This is a genomic window from Nocardia africana NBRC 100379, from assembly GCF_001612635.1.
Taxonomy (GTDB): Bacteria; Actinomycetota; Actinomycetes; order Mycobacteriales; family Mycobacteriaceae; genus Nocardia; species Nocardia africana.
This window is the reverse complement of record NZ_BDAV01000018.1, coordinates 1-18,797: the sequence shown is the minus strand read 5'-3', so window position 1 is coordinate 18,797 and position 18,797 is coordinate 1. Positions and strand designations below refer to the sequence as shown.

General features: G+C 67.9%; 14 protein-coding genes. 6 read left to right on the top strand and 8 right to left on the bottom strand.

Annotation, left to right across the window (positions count from 1 at the left end):
• Positions 1-146 precede the first annotated feature (146 nt).
• The 3 genes from metE to aceA all read right to left on the bottom strand — a co-directional run bounded on the left by metE (position 147) and on the right by aceA (position 5,331).
• Positions 147-2,492 carry a 5-methyltetrahydropteroyltriglutamate--homocysteine S-methyltransferase gene (gene metE, locus NA3_RS29380; protein ID WP_062967156.1) on the bottom strand — a complete coding sequence of 782 codons (2,346 nt, stop codon included), beginning with the start codon at positions 2,490-2,492 and terminating at the stop codon, positions 147-149.
• Between the two features lie 345 nt (positions 2,493-2,837).
• On the bottom strand, positions 2,838-3,713 hold the full coding sequence (locus NA3_RS29375) for a 3-hydroxybutyryl-CoA dehydrogenase (protein ID WP_128145607.1): 876 nt from the start codon (positions 3,711-3,713) through the stop codon (positions 2,838-2,840).
• 325 nt (positions 3,714-4,038) lie between these two features.
• Positions 4,039-5,331 carry an isocitrate lyase gene (gene aceA / locus NA3_RS29370; RefSeq protein ID WP_062967154.1) on the bottom strand — a complete coding sequence of 431 codons (1,293 nt, stop codon included), beginning with the start codon at positions 5,329-5,331 and terminating at the stop codon, positions 4,039-4,041.
• A gap of 503 nt (positions 5,332-5,834) precedes the next feature.
• On the opposite strand from aceA, the gene NA3_RS29365 reads away from it, so the two are divergent.
• Both NA3_RS29365 and NA3_RS29360 read left to right on the top strand, forming a co-directional pair.
• Entirely contained in the window at positions 5,835-6,980 is a 1,146-nt protein-coding gene (locus NA3_RS29365) for a lipase family protein (RefSeq protein WP_062967152.1), read from the top strand.
• A gap of 201 nt (positions 6,981-7,181) precedes the next feature.
• A complete protein-coding gene (locus NA3_RS29360) occupies positions 7,182-8,186 on the top strand; it encodes an XdhC family protein (protein ID WP_062967150.1) in 1,005 nt (334 codons plus the stop codon).
• 14 nt (positions 8,187-8,200) lie between these two features.
• On the opposite strand, the gene NA3_RS29355 is transcribed toward NA3_RS29360, so the two are convergent.
• From NA3_RS29355 to NA3_RS29335, 5 genes are all read right to left on the bottom strand, one after another.
• Positions 8,201-8,683: a hypothetical protein gene (locus tag NA3_RS29355; RefSeq protein WP_062967148.1), complete on the bottom strand. Its 483-nt coding sequence runs from the start codon at positions 8,681-8,683 to the stop codon at positions 8,201-8,203.
• Positions 8,684-8,874: 191 nt separating this feature from the next.
• Positions 8,875-9,819: a hexose kinase gene (locus NA3_RS29350; protein WP_062967146.1), complete on the bottom strand. Its 945-nt coding sequence runs from the start codon at positions 9,817-9,819 to the stop codon at positions 8,875-8,877.
• Positions 9,816-10,973: an N-acetylglucosamine-6-phosphate deacetylase gene (gene nagA, locus NA3_RS29345; RefSeq protein ID WP_062967144.1), complete on the bottom strand. Its 1,158-nt coding sequence runs from the start codon at positions 10,971-10,973 to the stop codon at positions 9,816-9,818. The genes NA3_RS29350 and nagA overlap by 4 nt, the downstream gene beginning before the upstream one ends.
• Positions 10,970-11,893, bottom strand: coding sequence for an ROK family protein (locus NA3_RS29340; RefSeq protein ID WP_062967143.1), 924 nt, complete (start codon positions 11,891-11,893; stop codon positions 10,970-10,972). Before NA3_RS29340 ends, nagA begins: the two co-directional genes overlap by 4 nt.
• A complete protein-coding gene (locus NA3_RS29335) occupies positions 11,890-12,819 on the bottom strand; it encodes an SIS domain-containing protein (protein WP_062967291.1) in 930 nt (309 codons plus the stop codon). The genes NA3_RS29340 and NA3_RS29335 overlap by 4 nt, the downstream gene beginning before the upstream one ends.
• A 216-nt stretch (positions 12,820-13,035) precedes the next feature.
• Here NA3_RS29335 and NA3_RS29330 point away from each other — a divergent pair, with 216 nt between their 5' ends.
• The 4 genes from NA3_RS29330 to rpoB all read left to right on the top strand — a co-directional run.
• Entirely contained in the window at positions 13,036-14,280 is a 1,245-nt protein-coding gene (locus NA3_RS29330) for an extracellular solute-binding protein (RefSeq protein ID WP_063917816.1), read from the top strand.
• The gene (locus tag NA3_RS29325; protein WP_062967141.1) at positions 14,277-15,173 is read left to right on the top strand and encodes a carbohydrate ABC transporter permease; all 897 of its coding nucleotides are present in this window, start codon (positions 14,277-14,279) and stop codon (positions 15,171-15,173) included. The genes NA3_RS29330 and NA3_RS29325 overlap by 4 nt, the downstream gene beginning before the upstream one ends.
• Complete coding sequence (locus NA3_RS29320; RefSeq protein ID WP_062967139.1) at positions 15,170-16,021, top strand: carbohydrate ABC transporter permease; 852 nt, start codon at positions 15,170-15,172, stop codon at positions 16,019-16,021. Before NA3_RS29325 ends, NA3_RS29320 begins: the two co-directional genes overlap by 4 nt.
• A 352-nt stretch (positions 16,022-16,373) precedes the next feature.
• Positions 16,374-18,797: DNA-directed RNA polymerase subunit beta (gene rpoB, locus NA3_RS29315; RefSeq protein ID WP_233427339.1), on the top strand; the 2,424-nt coding region annotated here is incomplete at its 3' end.

Here is an 18,797-nt window from a genome sequence, read left to right as displayed (position 1 = left end):
CACTCCGGGCGAGCGAATCCTCGGCAACGGCTGTGAATTTCGCCCGGGCTCCGGGCGCCGCGGTTGCCCGCGGACGCGATCGCCCGGGTGGCGAACCACCCGGGCGATGCGGATTGCGCAGCGGCAGAACCTGTTCGGGCAGGGACCTATTCGGCGGCGGGGTTGTGTTCGGCCGCTTCCGCCCGGCGACGCACCCGGCGGGCCGCGGCGACCATATTGCGCAGCGACGGGTCCAGCTGCCAGTAGTGGCGGGTCTTCAAACCGCCGTCCGGATTCGCCCACAGCCGCTGCGGCGTGACGGCTTCGGCTGCGGCGGTGAGCAATTCGTCGATCTCGTCGATATCCGGAATCCGCGCCGAACGGCTCTCGTACACACCCGGGCCCACGCCGTGGCTCAGGCCGTGCCCTTCCTCGACATCCTCGGTCAGCGCCTTGAGCACCCATTCCAGCGAGCGGGTCGCGACGATGGCGGTCACGTCGGCGTCGAGTTCCTCGATGGCACGCACGATTTCGGAGCGGGCCGAATACGCGATGTGGGTGTGGATCTGGGTGTCGGGCCGCACCCCGGAGGTCGCCAGCCGGAACGCGTTGACCGCCCAGCGCAGATATTCGGTGCGCCCGTCCGGCCGCAGCGGCAGCAGCTCGCGCACCGCCGGTTCGTCGACCTGGATGATCGCCACGCCGGCCTTCTCGAGATCGGCCAGTTCGTCGCGGATCGCGAGCGCCACCTGATCGGCGGTCTCGTACAGCGGCTGGTCCTGGCGCACGAACGAGCGGGCCACCATCGTCACCGGACCGGTCACGATGCCCTTCACCGGTTTGTCGGTGAGCGACTGCGCGTAGGTGATCCACTCCACCGACATCGGCTTCGGCCGCGACACGTCACCGTAGATGATCGGCGGCCGCACACACCGCGAGCCGTAGACCTGCACCCAGCCGAAGTGGGTGGTCGCGAAACCGTCGAGCAGTTCGGCGAAGTACTGGATCATGTCGTTGCGTTCGTGCTCCCCGTGCACGAGCACATCGAGGCCGATGTCCTCCTGCAGGCGGATGGTCGACTCGATCTCGGCCTCGATCCGCTTGCGGTACTCCTCGTAGGACAACCGGCCTTCGCCCAGGTCGTAGCGGGCCTGGCGCACCGCGTCGGTCTGCGGGAAGGAGCCGAGCGTGGTCGCCGGAACCAGCGGCAGATTCAGCCGCTCCCGCTGCGCCTTCGCGCGCACCTCGTACGGTTCGCGCTCACGCATCTGCGGCGTCACCGCGTAAACCCGTTGCCGCACAGCATGTTTCTGCTTGAAGTGCACCGAGGTCGGCCGCTTGGCCCACTTCGCCGCGGTCTCGCCCCCTTCCCCGCCCCGATGCGCTTCGGTCAGTGCCTTCGCCAGCGAAACCACCTCGAGCACTTTCTGTTTCGCGAAAGCGAGGCGGTCGGCGACGTTGCCCTCGATGTCGTATTCGACCAGCAGGTCGTAGGGCACGTGCAGCAACGTGGTCCCGGTGGACACGACGAGGTCCGGGCACACCTTCGACAGCGCGTTGAGGTATTCGAGGGTGACCAGCCGGTCGGCACGCCAGACGTTGGTGCCGCTGATCACGCCGGCGTAGAGCCGCTTGCGCCGGATTCCGGGAATCTCGGCGAGTTCCTCGGGCCGGATGCGGTGGCTGGCCAGGTCGAGCCCGATCGCCTCCACCGCGGTACCGGCCAGAATCCGCACGGCCTCACCGAAATCGCCGTACTGGCCGGTGACGAGGATGCGCGGACGCAGCGCGGACGTCGACAGTCGCTGGTAGGCGCGCTCGAACGCGGCCAGTTCCTCCGGGGTGCGCTCACTGGTGAAGCACGGCTCGTCGAACTGCACACAGGTGGAACCGCGCTTGGCCAGGATCTCGAGCAGCTGTTCGTAGACCGGCAGCAGCTTGTCCAGCAGGGTCAGCTTGTCGAATTCGGTCTCGCCCGGCACCTGCCCGGCCTTCGACAGCAGCAGCAGCGACAACGGTCCCAGCACCACCGGCCGCAGTTCGATACCGCGGTCCATCGCCCGATCCCACTCCTCCAGCAAGGCTTCGGGATGCAGCGAGAATTCGGTATCGGCGTCGAGTTCGGGCTGACGGTAGTGGTAGTTGGTGCCGAACAGGCGGACCAGCTCCAGCGGCGGCAGATCCGGCCGCCCGCGCGCCATCAGGAAGTAGAAGTCGAGCGGATGCAGTTCCTCGCGATAGGGCTCGAACCGCTTCGGCACCGCGCCGAACAGCAGCGCGTTGTCGAGGATGTGGTCGTAGAAGGAGAAGGTGTTACCGGGTACCTGGGTCAGTCCCGTCGCGGCGAGCTCGGAGAACTGGGTGTCCTGGATGTCGCGCCCCACCGCGAGCAACTCCTCGCGCGAGAGGGTGCCGTGCCAGTAGGACTCCAGTGCACGCTTGAGCTCCCGGTGCGGACCGATCCGCGGGTAACCCAGGATGCTCGATCCGAAACCGTCGGTGACGTTGACCATGAGCGGGACTCCCTTTCGAGCTGCGGTCGAGGACCTCACTGCAGCTTATGCCCGGTAACGGTGATACCCGCCGTGCGAGGCGGTGGGTACAGCCGGTGTGTGGATGAAGTTGTGGATGGGGATATCGGATCCGCGCCGCTCGCGTCCTTCGATCAGCAACAGGAACCGGAGGACACCTCCCTCGCCACCCAGCACGGAGCGAGGCGTACGAGCGAGCGTTCGCGGCCGGCCCGCCGTTCGGGTAGTGCCGCTGCGCAGGCGACGAAGGAGCCAGCAGCGGTGCCCGAACGGCGAGCCCTGGGGGCCGCGAACACGCCGAGCGGGAGCGAGGCCGAAAACTGCGGCTTACCCCCGGTTGTACTGGTAGAAGCCCGCCCCCGTCTTCTTTCCGAGCAGCCCGGCCTCCACCATGCGCATCAGCAGCGGCGGCGCCGAGTAGAGCGGCTCCTTGAATTCGGCGTACATGGAGTCGGCGATCGACTTCACCGTGTCGAGGCCCACCAGGTCGGTCAGGGCGAGCGGGCCCATGGGGTGGGCGCAGCCGAGCACCATCGCCTTGTCGACGTCTTCCTTGGTGGCGAAACCGGATTCGACCATGCGGATGGCCGAGAGCAGGTACGGCACGAGCAGCGCGTTGACGACGAAGCCGGAGCGGTCGGCGGAGCGCACGACCTGCTTGCCGAGGACCTCACCCGCGAAGGCTTCGGCGCGCGCGGACACGGCTTCACTGGTCTTGAGGGTGGTCACGAGTTCGACGAGCGGCAGCACCGGCACCGGGTTGAAGAAGTGCATGCCCACGACCCGCTCGGGGTTGTTGGTGGCGACGGCGATCTTCATGATCGGAATCGAGGATGTGTTGGAGGCCAGCACGGCGTCGGGGTCGGTGACGACCTTGTCGAGTTCGCTGAAGATCGCGGTCTTGACGTCTTCGCTCTCCACGACGGCCTCGACGACCAGCTGCCGGTCGGCGAAGTCACCGAGGTCGGAGGTGAACCGCAGCCGCCAGGCGGCCTGTTCGCGCTCGCGCTCGGTGATCTTGCCGCTGCTCACACCGCGATCCAGGGATCGCAGGATGCGGGCGCGGCCGGCGGCGGCCAGTTCCCGGGTCTGTTCGAACACGAGCACATCGACATGCGCCCGGGCGCAGACCTCGGCGATTCCGGCGCCCATCTGTCCGGCGCCGATGACTCCGACGCGTTGAATCTTCTCGCTGCTGCTCACTGTTCCGCCTCTCCGGAATTTTTGCGGGCGGCTGGGTGCCGCGGTAGTCGTGCATCCGTTGTTGCGTCGGGTGCCAAACCGGTTCTGGGTGTACCCGATGAGTTACCCATGTTCTTACGAAATCAGTTGTCTCGTATCGAATTTTGGTGGGGTACGTCGTCAGCGGGGTGGTCTAAGGGAAAAGCCCTCCCCGCCGGGGCTGTTCGACGGGAAGGGCTGCGGGTCCTCGTTGCAGAAGGGCCCATGTCGGGTGGTGCGAAGTCGGCGGCGACAGCTGCCGCCGCCGACTCACGTCACCGTCGCCCGAAAGGGGCGACTGCGTAGCTCAGTGGAACTGGCCCTCTTCGGTGGAGCCCTTCAGGGCCGCCGTCGAGGTGTTCGGGTCCACGGTGGTGGCGATGGTGTCGAAGTAGCCGGCACCGACCTCACGCTGGTGCTTGATGGCGGTGAAGCCACGCTCGGCGGCGGCCTTGAACTCGCGCTCCTGCAGGTCGACGAAGGCGGTCATACCCTCGCGGGCGTAGCCGTAGGCCAGGTCGAAGGCCGCGTAGTTGAGCGAGTGGAAGCCCGCCAGGGTGATGAACTGGAACTTGAAGCCCATCGCCGCCAGCTCGCGCTGGAACTTCGCGATGGTGGCGTCGTCCAGGTGCGCCTTCCAGTTGAAGGACGGCGAGCAGTTGTAGGCCAGCAGCTGGTCCGGGAACTCGGACTTGACGCCCTCGGCGAACTTGCGGGCGACCTCCAGGTCCGGAATACCGGTCTCCATCCAGATCAGGTCGGAGTAGGGGGCGTAGGCCTTGGCACGCGCGATGCTGGGCTCGATGCCGTTCTTGACGTGGTAGAAGCCCTCGGCGGTGCGCTCACCGGTGATGAACGGACGGTCGCGCTCGTCGACGTCGGAGGTGATCAGGGTGGCGGCCTCGGCATCGGTGCGGGCGATGACGACGGTCGGGACGCCGGCGACGTCGGCGGCCAGGCGAGCCGAGGTCAGGGTGCGGATGTGCTGCTGGGTGGGGATCAGCACCTTGCCACCGAGGTGGCCGCACTTCTTCTCCGACGCCAGCTGGTCCTCCCAGTGGGTACCGGCGGCACCCGCGGCGATCATGGCCTTCTGCAGCTCGTAGACGTTCAGCGCGCCACCGAAGCCGGCCTCACCGTCGGCCACGATCGGCACGACCCAGTTGTCGACCGAGGTGTCGCCCTCGACCTTGGCGATCTCGTCGGCGCGCAGCAGCGCGTTGTTGATGCGGCGCACGACCGACGGCACCGAGTTGGCCGGGTACAGCGACTGGTCGGGGTAGGTGTGGCCGGAGAGGTTCGCGTCACCGGCGACCTGCCAACCGGACAGGTAGATGGCCTTCAGGCCGGCACGCACGGCCTGCACGGCCTGGTTACCGGTCAGAGCGCCGAGCGAGTGGATGTACTCGCCTTCGGCGTTGACGCCCTCCCACAGCAGCTCCGCACCCCGGCGGGCAAGCGTGTGCTCCTCGACGACATTGCCCTGCAGCTGCACGACCTGCTCGGCCGTGTACTCGCGGGTGATGCCCTTCCAGCGCGGGTTGGTGTCCCAGTCCTTCTGGATCTCCGCAGCGGTCTTCGGGGTGCCGACGTTCGACATCTGATGACTCCACTTCTTCGTTCGGTCTCGGTTGCCCCGCTCGCCGAACATCCGCGCCGACTACGGGTCGCGATGTCCAGACTCTGCTGGAGCGGCAATTTGCAGGGTTGCTATGCCCATCGGGTGTACTTCCACACGATGGCACAACTAAAAATCGCCGTCTACCTGTTGCAAGTGTGAATCTCCGCTAGCTTTGCGGGGGTGTTTGCTAAGTCTGCAAAATTTGCCTGTTAATTGCACGCCGAACTTCTACTGGCGAGTAGGCCTGACATGCGGTTTTACGTAACGCTCGTACTGTTTCAGTGAGCCTTACCACCGCGACGATTCCGGAGCACGCATTGCCGAGTGTGAGGACCTTCACAAGGGCGGGCGGCGGCCCTCGGTGTGCGCCGCGCCACTCCCGGCTCCGTACGATTCGGACATACCTCAACGGCTCGGCCGACCGGCTGCGACACTGATCGTCGTGCCCCGGGGGTCGGCACCGGAACCCGGAAAGGAACACGATGCGCACACTGTGGACGGCGGTCGCGGGCGTCGCCTGCTCCCTGGCACTGGCCGTGACGGCCGCCGTGATCGAGGCGCCCGGCGCCGCGGCGGACACGCCGGCGGTGCAGTCGGTGGAGCCACTGTCGGCGGCGGCGACGCTGCCCGGCTCCGTGGATTCCCAGCGCATTCTCTATACGACGAGCACGGTCGGGAACCAGCCGACGGTCGCGAGCGCCGCGGTGTACTTCCCGCCGGGACCCGCCCCGGCCGGCGGCTGGCCGGTCGTCGCCTGGGCGCACGGCACGGTCGGCCTCGGCGACAGTTGCGCCTACAGCATCGCCGGCCCCGGCGCCGTGGAGCGGGACTGGGCCTATCTGGGCACCTGGCTGAAGCAGGGCTATGCGATCGTGGCCGCCGACTACGCCGGCCTCGGCACCCCCGGCGATCACCCGTACCTCAACGGCGTCGTCGAGGCGCACAACGTGGTCGACGCCGTGCGGGCGGCCGTCGGCCACTACTCGCAGCTGTCGCGCAAATGGGTCGTGATCGGCCAGTCGCAGGGCGGCGGCGCGGCGATGTTCACCGCGCGCTACGCCACCGAGTTCGGCGGGCCCGACCTCGATTACCGGGGCGGTGTCGGCACCGGCGTACCGGCCTACATCGAGGACATCCTGATGCCGCTGGGCCCGGGCGTTCCGCCGGTGAAGCTGAGCCCGCACACCACCGGATACGTTCTCTACATCCTGAACGGCCTGCGCACCACATTCCCGGAGCTCGGCATCGAATCGTTCCTGAACGACTCCGGCCGGAACTGGCTCGACCGCGCGAAGGACGAATGTCTCACGCCCCTCGGGGACGATCTGGCCGCCGCCGGCGTGGTGATCGGCGATCTGTTCACCCGCCCGTTGTCGCAGATTCCGAATCTGCACGGTTTGCTGGCCGGCTACCTCGGCTTGCCCGAAACCGGTTACGACAGGCCGATTTTCATGGGGCAGGGTCTGCGCGACACCGACGTGATCACCCCGGAGACACTGCGCTACGCGGGGGTTCTGACCGCCAACCGGCAGCCGCTGACCTTCCGGGTCTATCCCACCGACCACAGCGGCACGGTGAACGCCTCACTGGTCGATTCGTTGCCGTTCGTTCGCGGCTTGTTCGCCTGACGGTACAACCCGGTCGGTTATTCGGTTGTGCTATGTCACAACCGGATTCGCCCGCCGGTCGGTGCCCGTCGGGGAATTCCCATCGCCGACACGACGACACGCACCGGAGCGGTTATCGTGGCCCTCACGTGTGACGATCTGGCGACGGGACGCTGCGACCGGCGGGCCCGCCCACTCGCGCACGCTGATCGGGAGCATGTGATGCGTGACATCGTCGAGGACCTGCTACGGGTCTGGCACAGCGGCCGCACGGGCGGCCTGGCAACCCTGGTCCGCACCTTCGGAAGCTCCCCGTTACCGGTGGGCTCGGCGATGCTCGTCGACCCCGACGGCGGCGTGCACGGATCGGTCTCCGACGGCTGCTACGAGGCGGCCGTCTACGAGGCCGCGGTGGAGGCCGCGCGCACCGGCCACCGGGAGCTGCGGCGCTTCGACGCGACCTCCGGATTCGAGGTGAGCGCGGAATGCGGGACCATCGACGTGTTCGTAGAACCGTTCTCGCGCAACGACTTTCCGGAATTCGCCGCGGTGGCCGGGGATATCGCGCGGCACAAGCCGGTCACGGTGTTCACCGTCGTGTGGCACAGCGATCCGGAGGTGATCGGCCAGCATCTGGTCACCGACCGCCGGCACAACACCGAGCTGGTGTCACTGCCGGAATCGGATGTGTTCGTCTCCTCCCACACCGCGCCCCCGCGGCTGATCATCTTCGGCGCCAACACCTTCGCGGCCGCGTTGACGACGCAGGCCCGGCTGCTCGGCTATCGCGTGACCATCTGCGATCCGCGCGAGGCCTTCGCTGTTCCCGCGTCGTTCCCGGGCGCAGAGGTGGTGGTGGTGGACTGGCCACACCGCTATCTGAACGCCCAGGCCGGCGCGGGGGCCATCGACCGCACCACCGCAATCGTCGCCGCGACCCAGGACCCGAAGTTCGAGATCCCCCTGCTCACCATCGCGCTGCGGCTACCCGAGCTGGGCTATCTGGGCGCGCTCGGCTCGCATTCGGTACACGACCATCGGCTCGAGGCGTTGCAGGCCGGCGGATTCGGCGCCGAGACACTGTCCCGGCTGCACGCCCCGGCGGGCTTCGACGTCGGCGCCCGCACCCCGATGGAACATGCCGTGGCGATCGCGGCCGAACTGCTCGCGGTGCGGTCCGCGGGTTCGAGCCGGACCCCCGCGCACGCCACCGCCGCCGCCTCCTGATCGACGCGTCGGCCCTAGGGTTCGAACCAGTCGCGGGCCGAACGTCGCAGCAGCAACCCGGCGACCAGTACCGAGACCACGGGCCCCAGCCAGCCGGGCGGGCGGCCCACGACGATCGAGGGCACCGTCCACAGTGCGTTGAGCACCGCGAGGAGGACCGCGGCGATCCGGATGCTCGCGCCCACGGCGCCGAAGGCCAGGGCGACCGCGCCCAACACCCAGCTCGCGACGAACGACAGCCCGGTGATCAGTGCGACGTGCGAGCCGGACAACCAGCCTGCGGTGACGGTGCAGCCGACGCCGACCGCGGCCAGACCGAGCGCGAGTACCTGCGCCGCGCGGACCGGGAAGGGCATCCGGTAGACCGATACGTCGTCGGCCGGCGGTGCGGCGACCGGGTCGGGAGCGGACTCGGGGGCGCGGCCAGGGCTCGAGTCGGTGCCGGTGTCGGGGACCGGCTCGGGGGCGGCAGCGGGGTCTGGTGCGGGGTCGGGCATCAGCTCACCTCTTCCGGAACTCCGGTTCGACGATCCTCTGTTTCGGCGATCCTCTGTTTCGGCGATCCGGGCACCGAACATCCCACGGCGCGCGGACAACGACAAAGCCCGTTCGCAATGTACCGCTCTGCGCCACCCCGGCCTCCGCATATGCGCGGCGCGGCGAAATCCGTGCGCCGAGCCCGGCAGTGTCAGCAGTCGCCGTGCGGATCGGCGAGCTTCTCGACCACGACCTCCGCGAGCATCCGCTGCCGCAGCGACAGGTCGATCTCGCCGGCCACGGCCATCACCACCGCGGCCGCCGAGGTGGCGACCGCGTCGGCGAGTATCGCGGGCCACTCCGGCCGGTCGGGTCCGGCCAGCCCGGCGATCACGGCGGCGACCGCGGCATCACCGGCACCGATCGGATTGCCGGACAACGGCTCGGGCAGAGCGGCCGACCACGCGCCGTCCGGTGTCACCGCGACCATGCCGTCCGGGCCCCGGGTCACGATCACCGCTGCGGCGCCGGCGCCCACCAGCGCGGCGGCCGCCGCGGCCACCTCCTCGGTCGTGACCGGGTGCGTCCCGGTCAGGCCCGCGAGTTCCTCGAGGTCCGGCATGAGGATCACGCCCGGCACCCGGGCGGCGGCCGCGAGGGCGAGCCCGTCCACATCGCAGATCACCGGAACTCCGGCGTCGATCCCGATGCGGGCCAGGTCGGCGGGCAGCGACGCGCGTACGCCGCCCGGTAGCGATCCGGAGACGACGATGCCGCCGGCCTCACCGGCCAGTCCCCTCACTCGCACCAGCAGTTGATCCACCGCATCGAGATCGGTGAGACGTGCCCCCGGCTCCCACAGCGAGGTCGCCGAGCCGTCGTGACTGTCGCTGATCACGACCGTGCGCCGCACCCACGGCAGCGCGTGCACGAAGTCCACCGGCAGTTCCCGTTCGGCGGCGGCGGAGAACATGTGATCGGCGAAACCGGTTGCGCGCGAATATTTCCCGATCTGATTCAGCACGCGGGAGACATTGATGCCCTGACCGCCGACGCGCTGCTCGACCGACGAAACCCGATGCGCCCGCCCGGATTCGAAGTTCTCGACGCGATAGGTCATGTCGTAGGCCGGGTTCAGCGTCACGGTGAGGATCACCTCAACCACTGTCCTCGCCGCAGCACCGCACGCAACTCCAGATCCGAATCCACCACCAGCACATCGGCGAACATTCCGGGCCGCAGATCACCGACGGCCGTCGCGCCGATCGCGGCCGCGGGCGTGGTCGCCGCCGCGCGCACCGCGTCGACCAGATCCACACCGCATTCGTACACCGCCCAGCGCAGGCACTGCAATTGCGTCGCGGTACCTCCGGCCAGGGCGCCGCTGGGCACCCGCGCCACTCCCGCTTCCACGCGGACCGCCTGCGGGCCGAGACGGTAGTCTCCGTCGGGCAGACCGGCCGCCTGCATGGCATCGGTCACCAGCGCCACGCGGTGCCGAGCCGTCACGAAAACCAGTGCACCGAAGCCGGATTCGAGGTGCACGCCGTCTCCGATAACTTCGACCACCACATCACCGGCGGCAGCGCTCACCAGCGCGGCGGCGACCGCGCCCGGCGCGCGATGGTGCAGCGGTGCCATCGTATTGGCGAGGTGTGTGACGAGGGTACCGGAGCCGTTGGGCGCCAACGCTTCTCGGAACAGTTCGTAACCGGCGTCGGTATGGCCGAGCGCCACCACCACGCCGTGTTCGGCGAGCTGCTGCGCGGCGGCGCGGAATCCGGGGCGTTCGGGCGCCAGCGTCATCACGCGCAGCTGTCCGTCCGCGGCAGCGAGCAGCCGCCGGATCAGTTCGGGATCGGGGTCGAGGAGGTAGCGGGGATCCTGCGCACCACACCGCTGTGCGGAAAGAAACGGTCCTTCGACGTGAATTCCGGCGATCTCACCGTCCGCGGCCACCTCGCGCAGCGCCGCGACCTGGGCCACCATCGTGTCGGGCGCGGCGGTCACGATGCTCGCCAGCACCGTCGTCGCCCCCTGCCGATGGTGATAGCGCGCCGCCGCGCGCGCCTGTTCGGGATCGGTGGTGTCGAATCGGTGGCCGAAGCCGCCGTGGTTGTGGATGTCGACCAGACCGGGCAGCAATGTCCCCCGATGCGGCGGCGGTTCGGCGCCTCGATTGCCGAACGTCCATTGCGCGAGGGGCCGCACCGCCTCGATGCGGCCGTCGGACACCTCGAGCACCGCATCGTCGACGACCCCGGCCGAGGTGACCACGCGGCCGCGAAGCACCGGCTGCTCATCGGTCATTCGAGGACCCCCAGCCGGGCGTACCGGGCCGCGCCCACCAGCCCGGCCCGCACACCGAACGCACCCGTGACGACCTGTGGAACCGGCGCCACGCGCACCAGCCGGTCCAGACGCGCGCGCAGTCCCTCGATCAGCACCGGCCCGGCGCCCGCCAGCCCGCCACCGATCACGATGCGCCGCGGGCAGACCGCGTGCACGACCCCGACCAGACCATCGGCCAGTGCGTCGAGCGCGTCGTCGATCACCGCTCGTGCGTCCGCGTCGCCCGGCAACGCCGCGAAAACGGCTTCGGCGCTGTCGATGTCGCGACCGGTGCGCTCGCGGTAGGCCCGTGCGACGGCCGGCCCCGAGGCCACGGTTTCCACACACCCGATATTTCCGCAGGAGCAGCGTCGCCCGTCGCGCCGCACCGGAATATGCCCGTATTCACCGGCCTGCCCGGCGCCTCCGCGCACGAGCCGCCCTGCGACGACCAGTGCCCCGCTGATTCCGGTGCCGAGATTCACCACAAGGACATCGTCGGCGCCGCACCCGGCGCCCAGGCGCCACTCCGCCCAGCCGGCCAGCGTCACATCGTGTTCGATCAGCACCGGAAATCCCCACCGGTCTCGGAAACGGTTGCCCACCAGCACATCCCGCCAGCCGATATTGCCGCTGAACACCGCCAGTGACCGTGCCGCGTCCACGATGCCCGGCAGTGCGATCGCCCCGCGACGCAGGCCGGCCCGCGTGTCGGAGGAGATCTCGGCCAGCAAGCGGTCGCCCAGCGCGGCCATGGCGTCGAAGGCCCGCTCACCATGCGGGGTGAGCACCGTCGCGGCGGCCGCGACCCGGCCGCGAGAGTCGCTGATCTCGGCCTTGATCGTGGTACCGCCGACATCCATGGCGAGGACCGCATCGAGTTCCCCCGCTTCGGTCATCGCAGGATCACCGATCGCCGCAGCCCGCGCGGATGGTCGGGATCCAGCCCCAGATCCGCGGACCGCAGCAGGCACAGCCGATGCACGCGCACGAGTTCGGCCATCGGGTCGATATCGCGATGTTCGAGATGTGCTCCGGTAGCGGCGATGTCGTCACGCAGCCCGGCGGCGAGGGGTCCCAGCGCCCACACCGCACGACCGGGTGCCGCGATACTGATGGGACCGTGCCGGTATTCGGTCGCGAGATACCCTTCGGCCCAGGCCCGGCACGATTCCCGCAATTTCAACCCCGCCTCGTCGGCCAGCGCCGCGGCGAAACCCGTTCCCACGAAGGTGATCTGCTCCGCATGCCGCAGCGCGGCCGGCACACTCGATTCGGCGGCCTCGGCCAGCACGGCGCGCGCCTGGTCGATCGCCGGTGCCAGATCCTGCCCCAGATGCCATCGAAGTATCGCGAGAGCCGTTGTCGCGAAGCGTGTTTGGACCACCGAACGCTCGTCGACCGCGTCGATGAGGATCGGCTCGGCGAGCTCGAGGACCGGCGTCCCCGTACTGGAGCAGATCACGGTGCGCGCCACCCTGGCAGGCATCGCCCGCATCGCGTCGACCACCTCGGTGGTGGTACCGGAACGGCAGATCACCAGATAGCAGTCGTAATCACGGCCGCCGCGCACCGCGCTCGCCGGCCACGCGTCGGTGAGACCGTGTCCGGCCGATTCCCGGAGTTCGGCGATCGCGCAGGCCATGAAGTAGGAGGTGCCGCAGCCGACGACCGCCACCCGCTCACCGGGGCGCGGCAACAGCGTGCGGTGCTCCGCCGCGACCGCCGCGGCCCACGCCCAATCGTCGGGTTGAGTGGCCACCTCGGCGGCCAGGTGGGGCCGGGGCGGATGCGTGCGATCCGAGCTCTCGGTGGAGGGCGGCACGGTCTCAGAATCGGACCGCGATTCGATCATGTCAACTGTGCTCTGCACCGACCTATCTGCGCCGACCTTCCCACACCGACTTTCCCGCGAATCGTCCCGCGCGACCACCGCCCCGGTTAGATTCGGACGAGCCGGACCGGTGCCTACCCTCCGGCATCCGCCGATGCCTTGCGAATGCCGCGGGTGACGGTTGTACGAAGGGGAAGGTTGACGCTGGTGTCCGGTCGGCCGCGCGGTGCGTTCGCGATCGCCGCGCTTCTCGTCGTGCTGTCGGTGGCCGTTGCCGCCTGCGGCTTCCGTGGCCGCAGCACCGACGATTCCGACCCCAACGCCCTGGCGCTGCTGGTGCCCGCCTACAGCGACGCGACCCGCGCGGAATGGACTGCGATCATCGCGGGCTTTCGCGACCGGAATCCGCAGATCACGATCCACCTTCAGGTCGAATCGTGGGATGCGATCAACGAGGTGGTGCGCACTGATCTCCAGGCGGTGACGACCACACCTGACATTCTCGGGATCGACGCCTACTCCGCGTACGCGACCGACGACATGCTCTATCCGGCAACCGATATCGCCGATCCGGCGGTGCTGCACGACATCGATCCCGGATTCGCCCGCAACGCCTCCATCGACGGAACCCAGTGGGCGCTACCGCTGTTCGCCTCGACGCGCACGCTGTTCTACAACACGGATCTGTTCGCCCGCGCCGGCATCGCCGCCCCGCCACGGACCTGGTCCGAATTGCGGGAGGACGCGCATCGCATCCAGGCCCTCGGCGGCGGGATCTCCGGTTACGGCCTGCCGCTGGGCAGCGAGGAGGCGCAGGGCGAGACGTCGATCTGGACCTTCGGCGCCGGCGGCAGCTGGTCCGACGGCGCGACCCTCACCGTCGACACCGACGCCAACCGGGAAGGGGTGCAAGCGATGTCGGACCTGGCCGCGGCGGGCGACACCCAGCCGAATCCGGGCTCCACCGATCGCAAGGACGTGATCAATGCGTTCGTCCAGGGCCGGATCGGCATGATCGAAGGCCTGCCGCCGGTGCTGGGCATGATCGACCGGCAGAATCCGGCGCTGCGCTACGCCACCGCACCCTCGCCGACGAAAACCGGTGCGCCCGTGACGCTCGGCGTCGCCGACCACCTGATGGCATTCCGCAAACACGGCAACAAGCAGGCCGCGATCCGGCAGTTCCTGAACTATTTCTATTCGCCCGCGGTCTACCCGGAATTCGTGCGGGCGGAGCACTTCATCCCGATCACCGCCTCCGGCGCTCGCGCACTCGCCCACGATCCGGTGACCGAAACCTTCGCCGCCACCCTGCCGGTCGCCCGCTTCTATCCCTCCGCCGATCCGAAATGGGCCGCGGTCCAGGGCGCGATCCGGCAGCAGATGGGCACGGTGGCCCAGGGCGCGGACCCGGCGGAGGTCCTGCGCCGCATCGCGCGGGCGGCAGCATGAGCAGTCCACGCGGCCGCGCGGGATCCGCGATCCGCGCCCTGCCGTGGATCGGCCCGGTGATCATCCTGATCGCCGCCGTGGTGGCGTTTCCCGCCGGATACATGCTCTGGACCAGCACCCGCGATCTCAGCCCTTACGGGCGCGATCGCGGCTTCGCCGGGACGGCCAACTTCCGCCGGCTGTTCGGCATCGAGGAACTCGGCAGCGTCCTCGCCCACACCGTCGTCTGGGTGGTCGCCGTCGTGCTGATCACCCTGGTGTTCTCGGCGGCGTTGGCGCAGTTTCTCGCTCTCGACTTTCCCGGCCGTACCCTGATCCGGCTGGCGATCCTGGTGCCGTGGGCGGCCTCGGTGGTCATGACCACGAGCGTCTTCGCCTATCTGCTGGATCCGGAGGTCGGCCTCGCCAACCGTCTCCTGGTCGATATCGGGGTGCTCGATCGTGGTTTCGGGTTCACCAAGGAGCCGGGGCCGGGCTTCGCGGTGGCGATCGCGGTCGCGGTCTTCGTGTCGATTCCGTTCACCACCTATACGATTCTGGCCGGGCTGCAATCGATTCCGGACGAAGTGGGCGAGGCGGGCCGCGTGGACGGCGCGTCGGCGTGGCAACGCTACCGATATCTGACGCTGCCGCAGCTACGTCCGGCGATCGCGGTCGCCACCGTCGTCAACATCATCAACGTCTTCAATTCGCTGCCGATTCTGCAGGTGCTGACGGGCAGTATCGCCGGATTCTCCGCCGACACCACAACCACGTTGACCTACAAGCTGATTCGGCAGAATCAGCAACTGGCCACCGCCGCCGCGATGAGTGTGCTGAACTTCGCGCTGATCGCCGTGATCATCGCGGTCTACGTGAAACTGGTCCGGCCTACCGCGGACACCGGCGCATGACCACCCGCGAGCGCACCGCGCGGAAACCGAAGCGGCGCTGGGGGCTGACCGTGGTCGGCGTGGTGATCGCCGCTGTGTTTCTCGTCCCGTACCTCGTGATGGTGCTCGGATCGCTGAAACCCCGGTCGGAGATCCTGCGCATCCCGCCGGCCTATCTGCCGCATCGGTGGCGGCCCGGAAATTACGCCGATATGTGGCATACCCCGGAAACGCCACTGCCGTTCAATATCGTCAGCACGCTCGCCATCTCGGTGCTCGCGACGCTGCTGGTGCTGGCCGTGGCCGTGCCGGCCGCGTATTACACTGCGCGACGGCACTTTCCGGGAAGAACCGCCTTTCTCGGCGCGGTCCTGATCAACCAGATGCTGCAGCCGGCGGTGCTGGTGACGGGTCTGATCCGGGAGTTCTTCGCCGTCGGCATCAACGACACCTGGTTCGCGATGATTCTGGTGAACGCGGCGTTCAACCTCTCGTTCGCGGTGTGGATCCTGCACAGCTTCTTCGCCTCGGTTCCGGTGCAGATCGAGGAAGCCGCGCAACTCGACGGACTGTCCCGGCCGCATATTCTGCTGCGAATCAGCCTACCGCTGGTATGGCCCGGAATTGTCACCGCGACGATTTTCGTCTTCGTCTCCTGCTGGAACGAATTCGCCGCGAGCCTGGTGGTACTGACCACGCCGGAAAATCAGCCGCTCGCGGTGGCACTGACGAAATTCGTCGGTCAATACGACACCGCCTGGCAGTACGTGTTCGCCATCTCCACCGTCGGGATCGTGCCGGTGGTCGTGCTGTTCGTCCTCATCGAGAAGCGGCTGGTCGCGGGCCTGACGGCGGGAAGCGTGAAATGACCGCCGCGACACGCCGGCCCTGAGAACAATCGACTTGACGAATCGCATATACGGCTGCCATTATTGAAGTGGGAAGACACCGATAATGCGGTGTCTTATTCTTGTCGCGCTCTCGACAACCTTCTATTTGCGGTGTACTTTGGGACCTCCCGCAGCCCGGATGCCCGCCAACTCTCGAAATACGAAACAGCCGTGGACAGCGATGCAATCTGCGTGTCGCTGACCATCGGTTCGGCCGAGGCATGTTCGGACGACATCCGGTGCGGATTTGTGCATACAGCCCCTACAGGACAAGCAGATCTCGTGCCGGTCACCCATGTCGTGCCCGCGCGCGGTGCTGGAAGGACGCGCCTTGACAATCTCGAAACGACTCTCGTTCGCGAAACTCACCGAGCCCCTGGAGATTCCGGGGCTGCTCGAGGTTCAGACCGACTCGTTCGCCTGGCTGGTCGGAGCGCCCGAATGGCAGCGGCGCGCGGCCGCGCGCGGTGACGACCCGATCGGCGGGCTCGCCGAGGTGCTGGCCGAGGTCAGCCCCATCGAGGACTTCTCCGAAACCATGTCGCTCACCCTCTCCGATCCGCGCTTCGAAGAGGTGAAGGCCTCGATCGAGGAGTGCAAGGACAAGGACATGACCTACGCGGCACCGCTGTTCGTGACCGCGGAGTTCATCAACAACAACACCGGTGAGATCAAGTCGCAGACGGTCTTCATGGGTGATTTCCCGATGATGACCGACAAGGGCACCTTCGTCGTCAACGGCACCGAGCGTGTGGTGGTGTCGCAGTTGGTGCGTTCGCCGGGTGTGTATTTCGACGAGTCCATCGACAAGGGCACGGAGAAGACGCTGTACTCGGCGCGGGTGATTCCGTCGCGTGGTGCGTGGCTGGAATTCGACGTCGACAAGCGCGACACCGTCGGTGTGCGTATCGATCGCAAGCGTCGCCAGCCGGTCACCGTGCTGCTCAAGGCGCTGGGCTGGAGCAGCGAACGGATCGCCGAACGCTTCGGATTCTCCGAGATCATGACCACCTCATTGGCCAAGGACAACACCGCGGGCACCGACGAGGCGCTGCTCGACATCCACCGCAAGCTGCGTCCGGGCGAGCCGCCGACCAAGGAATCGGCGCAGAATCTGCTGGAAAACCTGTTCTTCCGGGACAACCGCTACGACCTCGGCGCGGTCGGCCGGTACAAGATCAACAAGAAACTCGGGGTGCACGGCGGCCGCACGGGCGGTCCGCGCGTGCTGACCGAGGACGACATCGTCACCATCATCGAGTACCTGTTGCGTTTGCGCGCAGGCGATTCCACGATGACCGCGACCGGCGGGCCGGAAGTTCCGGTCGAGGTCGACGATATCGACCACTTCGGCAACCGGCGGGTCCGCACGGTCGGCGAGTTGATCCAGAACCAGATCCGCATCGGGCTCTCGCGGATGGAGCGGGTGGTCCGGGAACGGATGACGACGCAGGATGTCGAGGCCATCACCCCCCAGACCTTGATCAACATCCGCCCGATCACGGCGGCCGTGCGGGAATTCTTCGGCAGCTCCCAGCTGTCGCAGTTCCTGGACGAACGCAATCCGCTGGCGAGTTTGACCAACAAGCGCCGGCTGTCGGCGTTGGGGCCCGGCGGTCTGAGCCGGGAACGCGCCGGGCTGGAGGTCCGCGATGTGCACTACAGCCACTACGGGCGGATGTGCCCGATCGAGACGCCCGAAGGGCCGAGTATCGGCCTGATCGGCTACCTCTCGGTGTACGCGCGGGTCAATCCGTTCGGCTTCCTCGAGACGCCGTATCGCAGGGTGGTCGACGGCGTCGTCACCGACGAGGTCGACTATCTGACCGCCGACGAGGAGGACCGGCACGTCGTCGCCCAGGCCAACGAACCACTCGATGCGGCAGGACGCTTCATCGAGGCGCGAATTCCGGTGCGGCGCAGAAATTCCGAGGTCGAGCTCGTCGATTCGAAGCTGATCGACTACATGGATGTCTCGCCGCGCCAGATGGTGTCGGTCGCGACCGCCATGATTCCGTTCCTCGAGCACGACGACGCCAACCGCGCCCTGATGGGTGCGAACATGCAGAAGCAGGCGGTTCCGTTGCTGTGCACCGAGGCGCCGCTGGTCGGCACCGGTATGGAACGACGAGCCGCCGTCGACGCCGGCGATCTGATCGTCAACGAGAAATCCGGTGTGGTGGAGGAAGTTTCGGCCGACTACATCACCGTCGCGCACGACGACGGGACGCGGCGCAGCTATCGGCTGCGGAAGTTCTCCCGCACGAATCAGGGCACCTGCGCCAACCAGCGTCCCATCGTGGACGAGGACCAGCGGGTGGTCGCCGGGGACGTCCTAGCCGACGGCCCGGCCACCGAGAACGGTGAGATGGCGTTGGGTAAGAACCTGTTGGTGGCGATCATGCCGTGGGAGGGTCACAACTACGAGGACGCGATCATCTTGTCGCAGCGTCTCGTGGAGGAGGATGTGCTGACCTCGATTCATATCGAGGAGCACGAGATCGACGCGCGTGACACCAAGCTGGGTGCCGAGGAGATCACCCGCGATATCCCGAACGTCTCCGACGAGGTCCTGGCGGATCTGGACGAGCGTGGCATCGTGCGTATCGGTGCCGAGGTGCGTGACGGTGACATCCTGGTCGGCAAGGTCACCCCGAAGGGTGAGACCGAGCTGACCCCGGAGGAGCGGTTGCTGCGGGCGATCTTCGGCGAGAAGGCGCGCGAGGTGCGCGACACCTCCCTGAAGGTGCCTCAC

What these genes read in the sequence shown, in the direction of transcription:
- nagA (WP_062967144.1), bottom strand. Translation starts at nt 10,973, where the DNA reads ATGACCGATGAGCAGCCGGTGCTTCGCGGCCGCGTGGTCACCTCGGCC.
- NA3_RS29325 (WP_062967141.1), top strand. Translation starts at nt 14,277, where the DNA reads ATGAGCAGTCCACGCGGCCGCGCGGGATCCGCGATCCGCGCCCTGCCG.
- metE (WP_062967156.1), bottom strand. Translation starts at nt 2,492, where the DNA reads ATGGTCAACGTCACCGACGGTTTCGGATCGAGCATCCTGGGTTACCCG.
- aceA (WP_062967154.1), bottom strand. Translation starts at nt 5,331, where the DNA reads ATGTCGAACGTCGGCACCCCGAAGACCGCTGCGGAGATCCAGAAGGAC.
- NA3_RS29355 (WP_062967148.1), bottom strand. Translation starts at nt 8,683, where the DNA reads ATGCCCGACCCCGCACCAGACCCCGCTGCCGCCCCCGAGCCGGTCCCC.
- NA3_RS29320 (WP_062967139.1), top strand. Translation starts at nt 15,170, where the DNA reads ATGACCACCCGCGAGCGCACCGCGCGGAAACCGAAGCGGCGCTGGGGG.
- NA3_RS29340 (WP_062967143.1), bottom strand. Translation starts at nt 11,893, where the DNA reads ATGACCGAAGCGGGGGAACTCGATGCGGTCCTCGCCATGGATGTCGGC.
- NA3_RS29365 (WP_062967152.1), top strand. Translation starts at nt 5,835, where the DNA reads ATGCGCACACTGTGGACGGCGGTCGCGGGCGTCGCCTGCTCCCTGGCA.
- NA3_RS29360 (WP_062967150.1), top strand. Translation starts at nt 7,182, where the DNA reads ATGCGTGACATCGTCGAGGACCTGCTACGGGTCTGGCACAGCGGCCGC.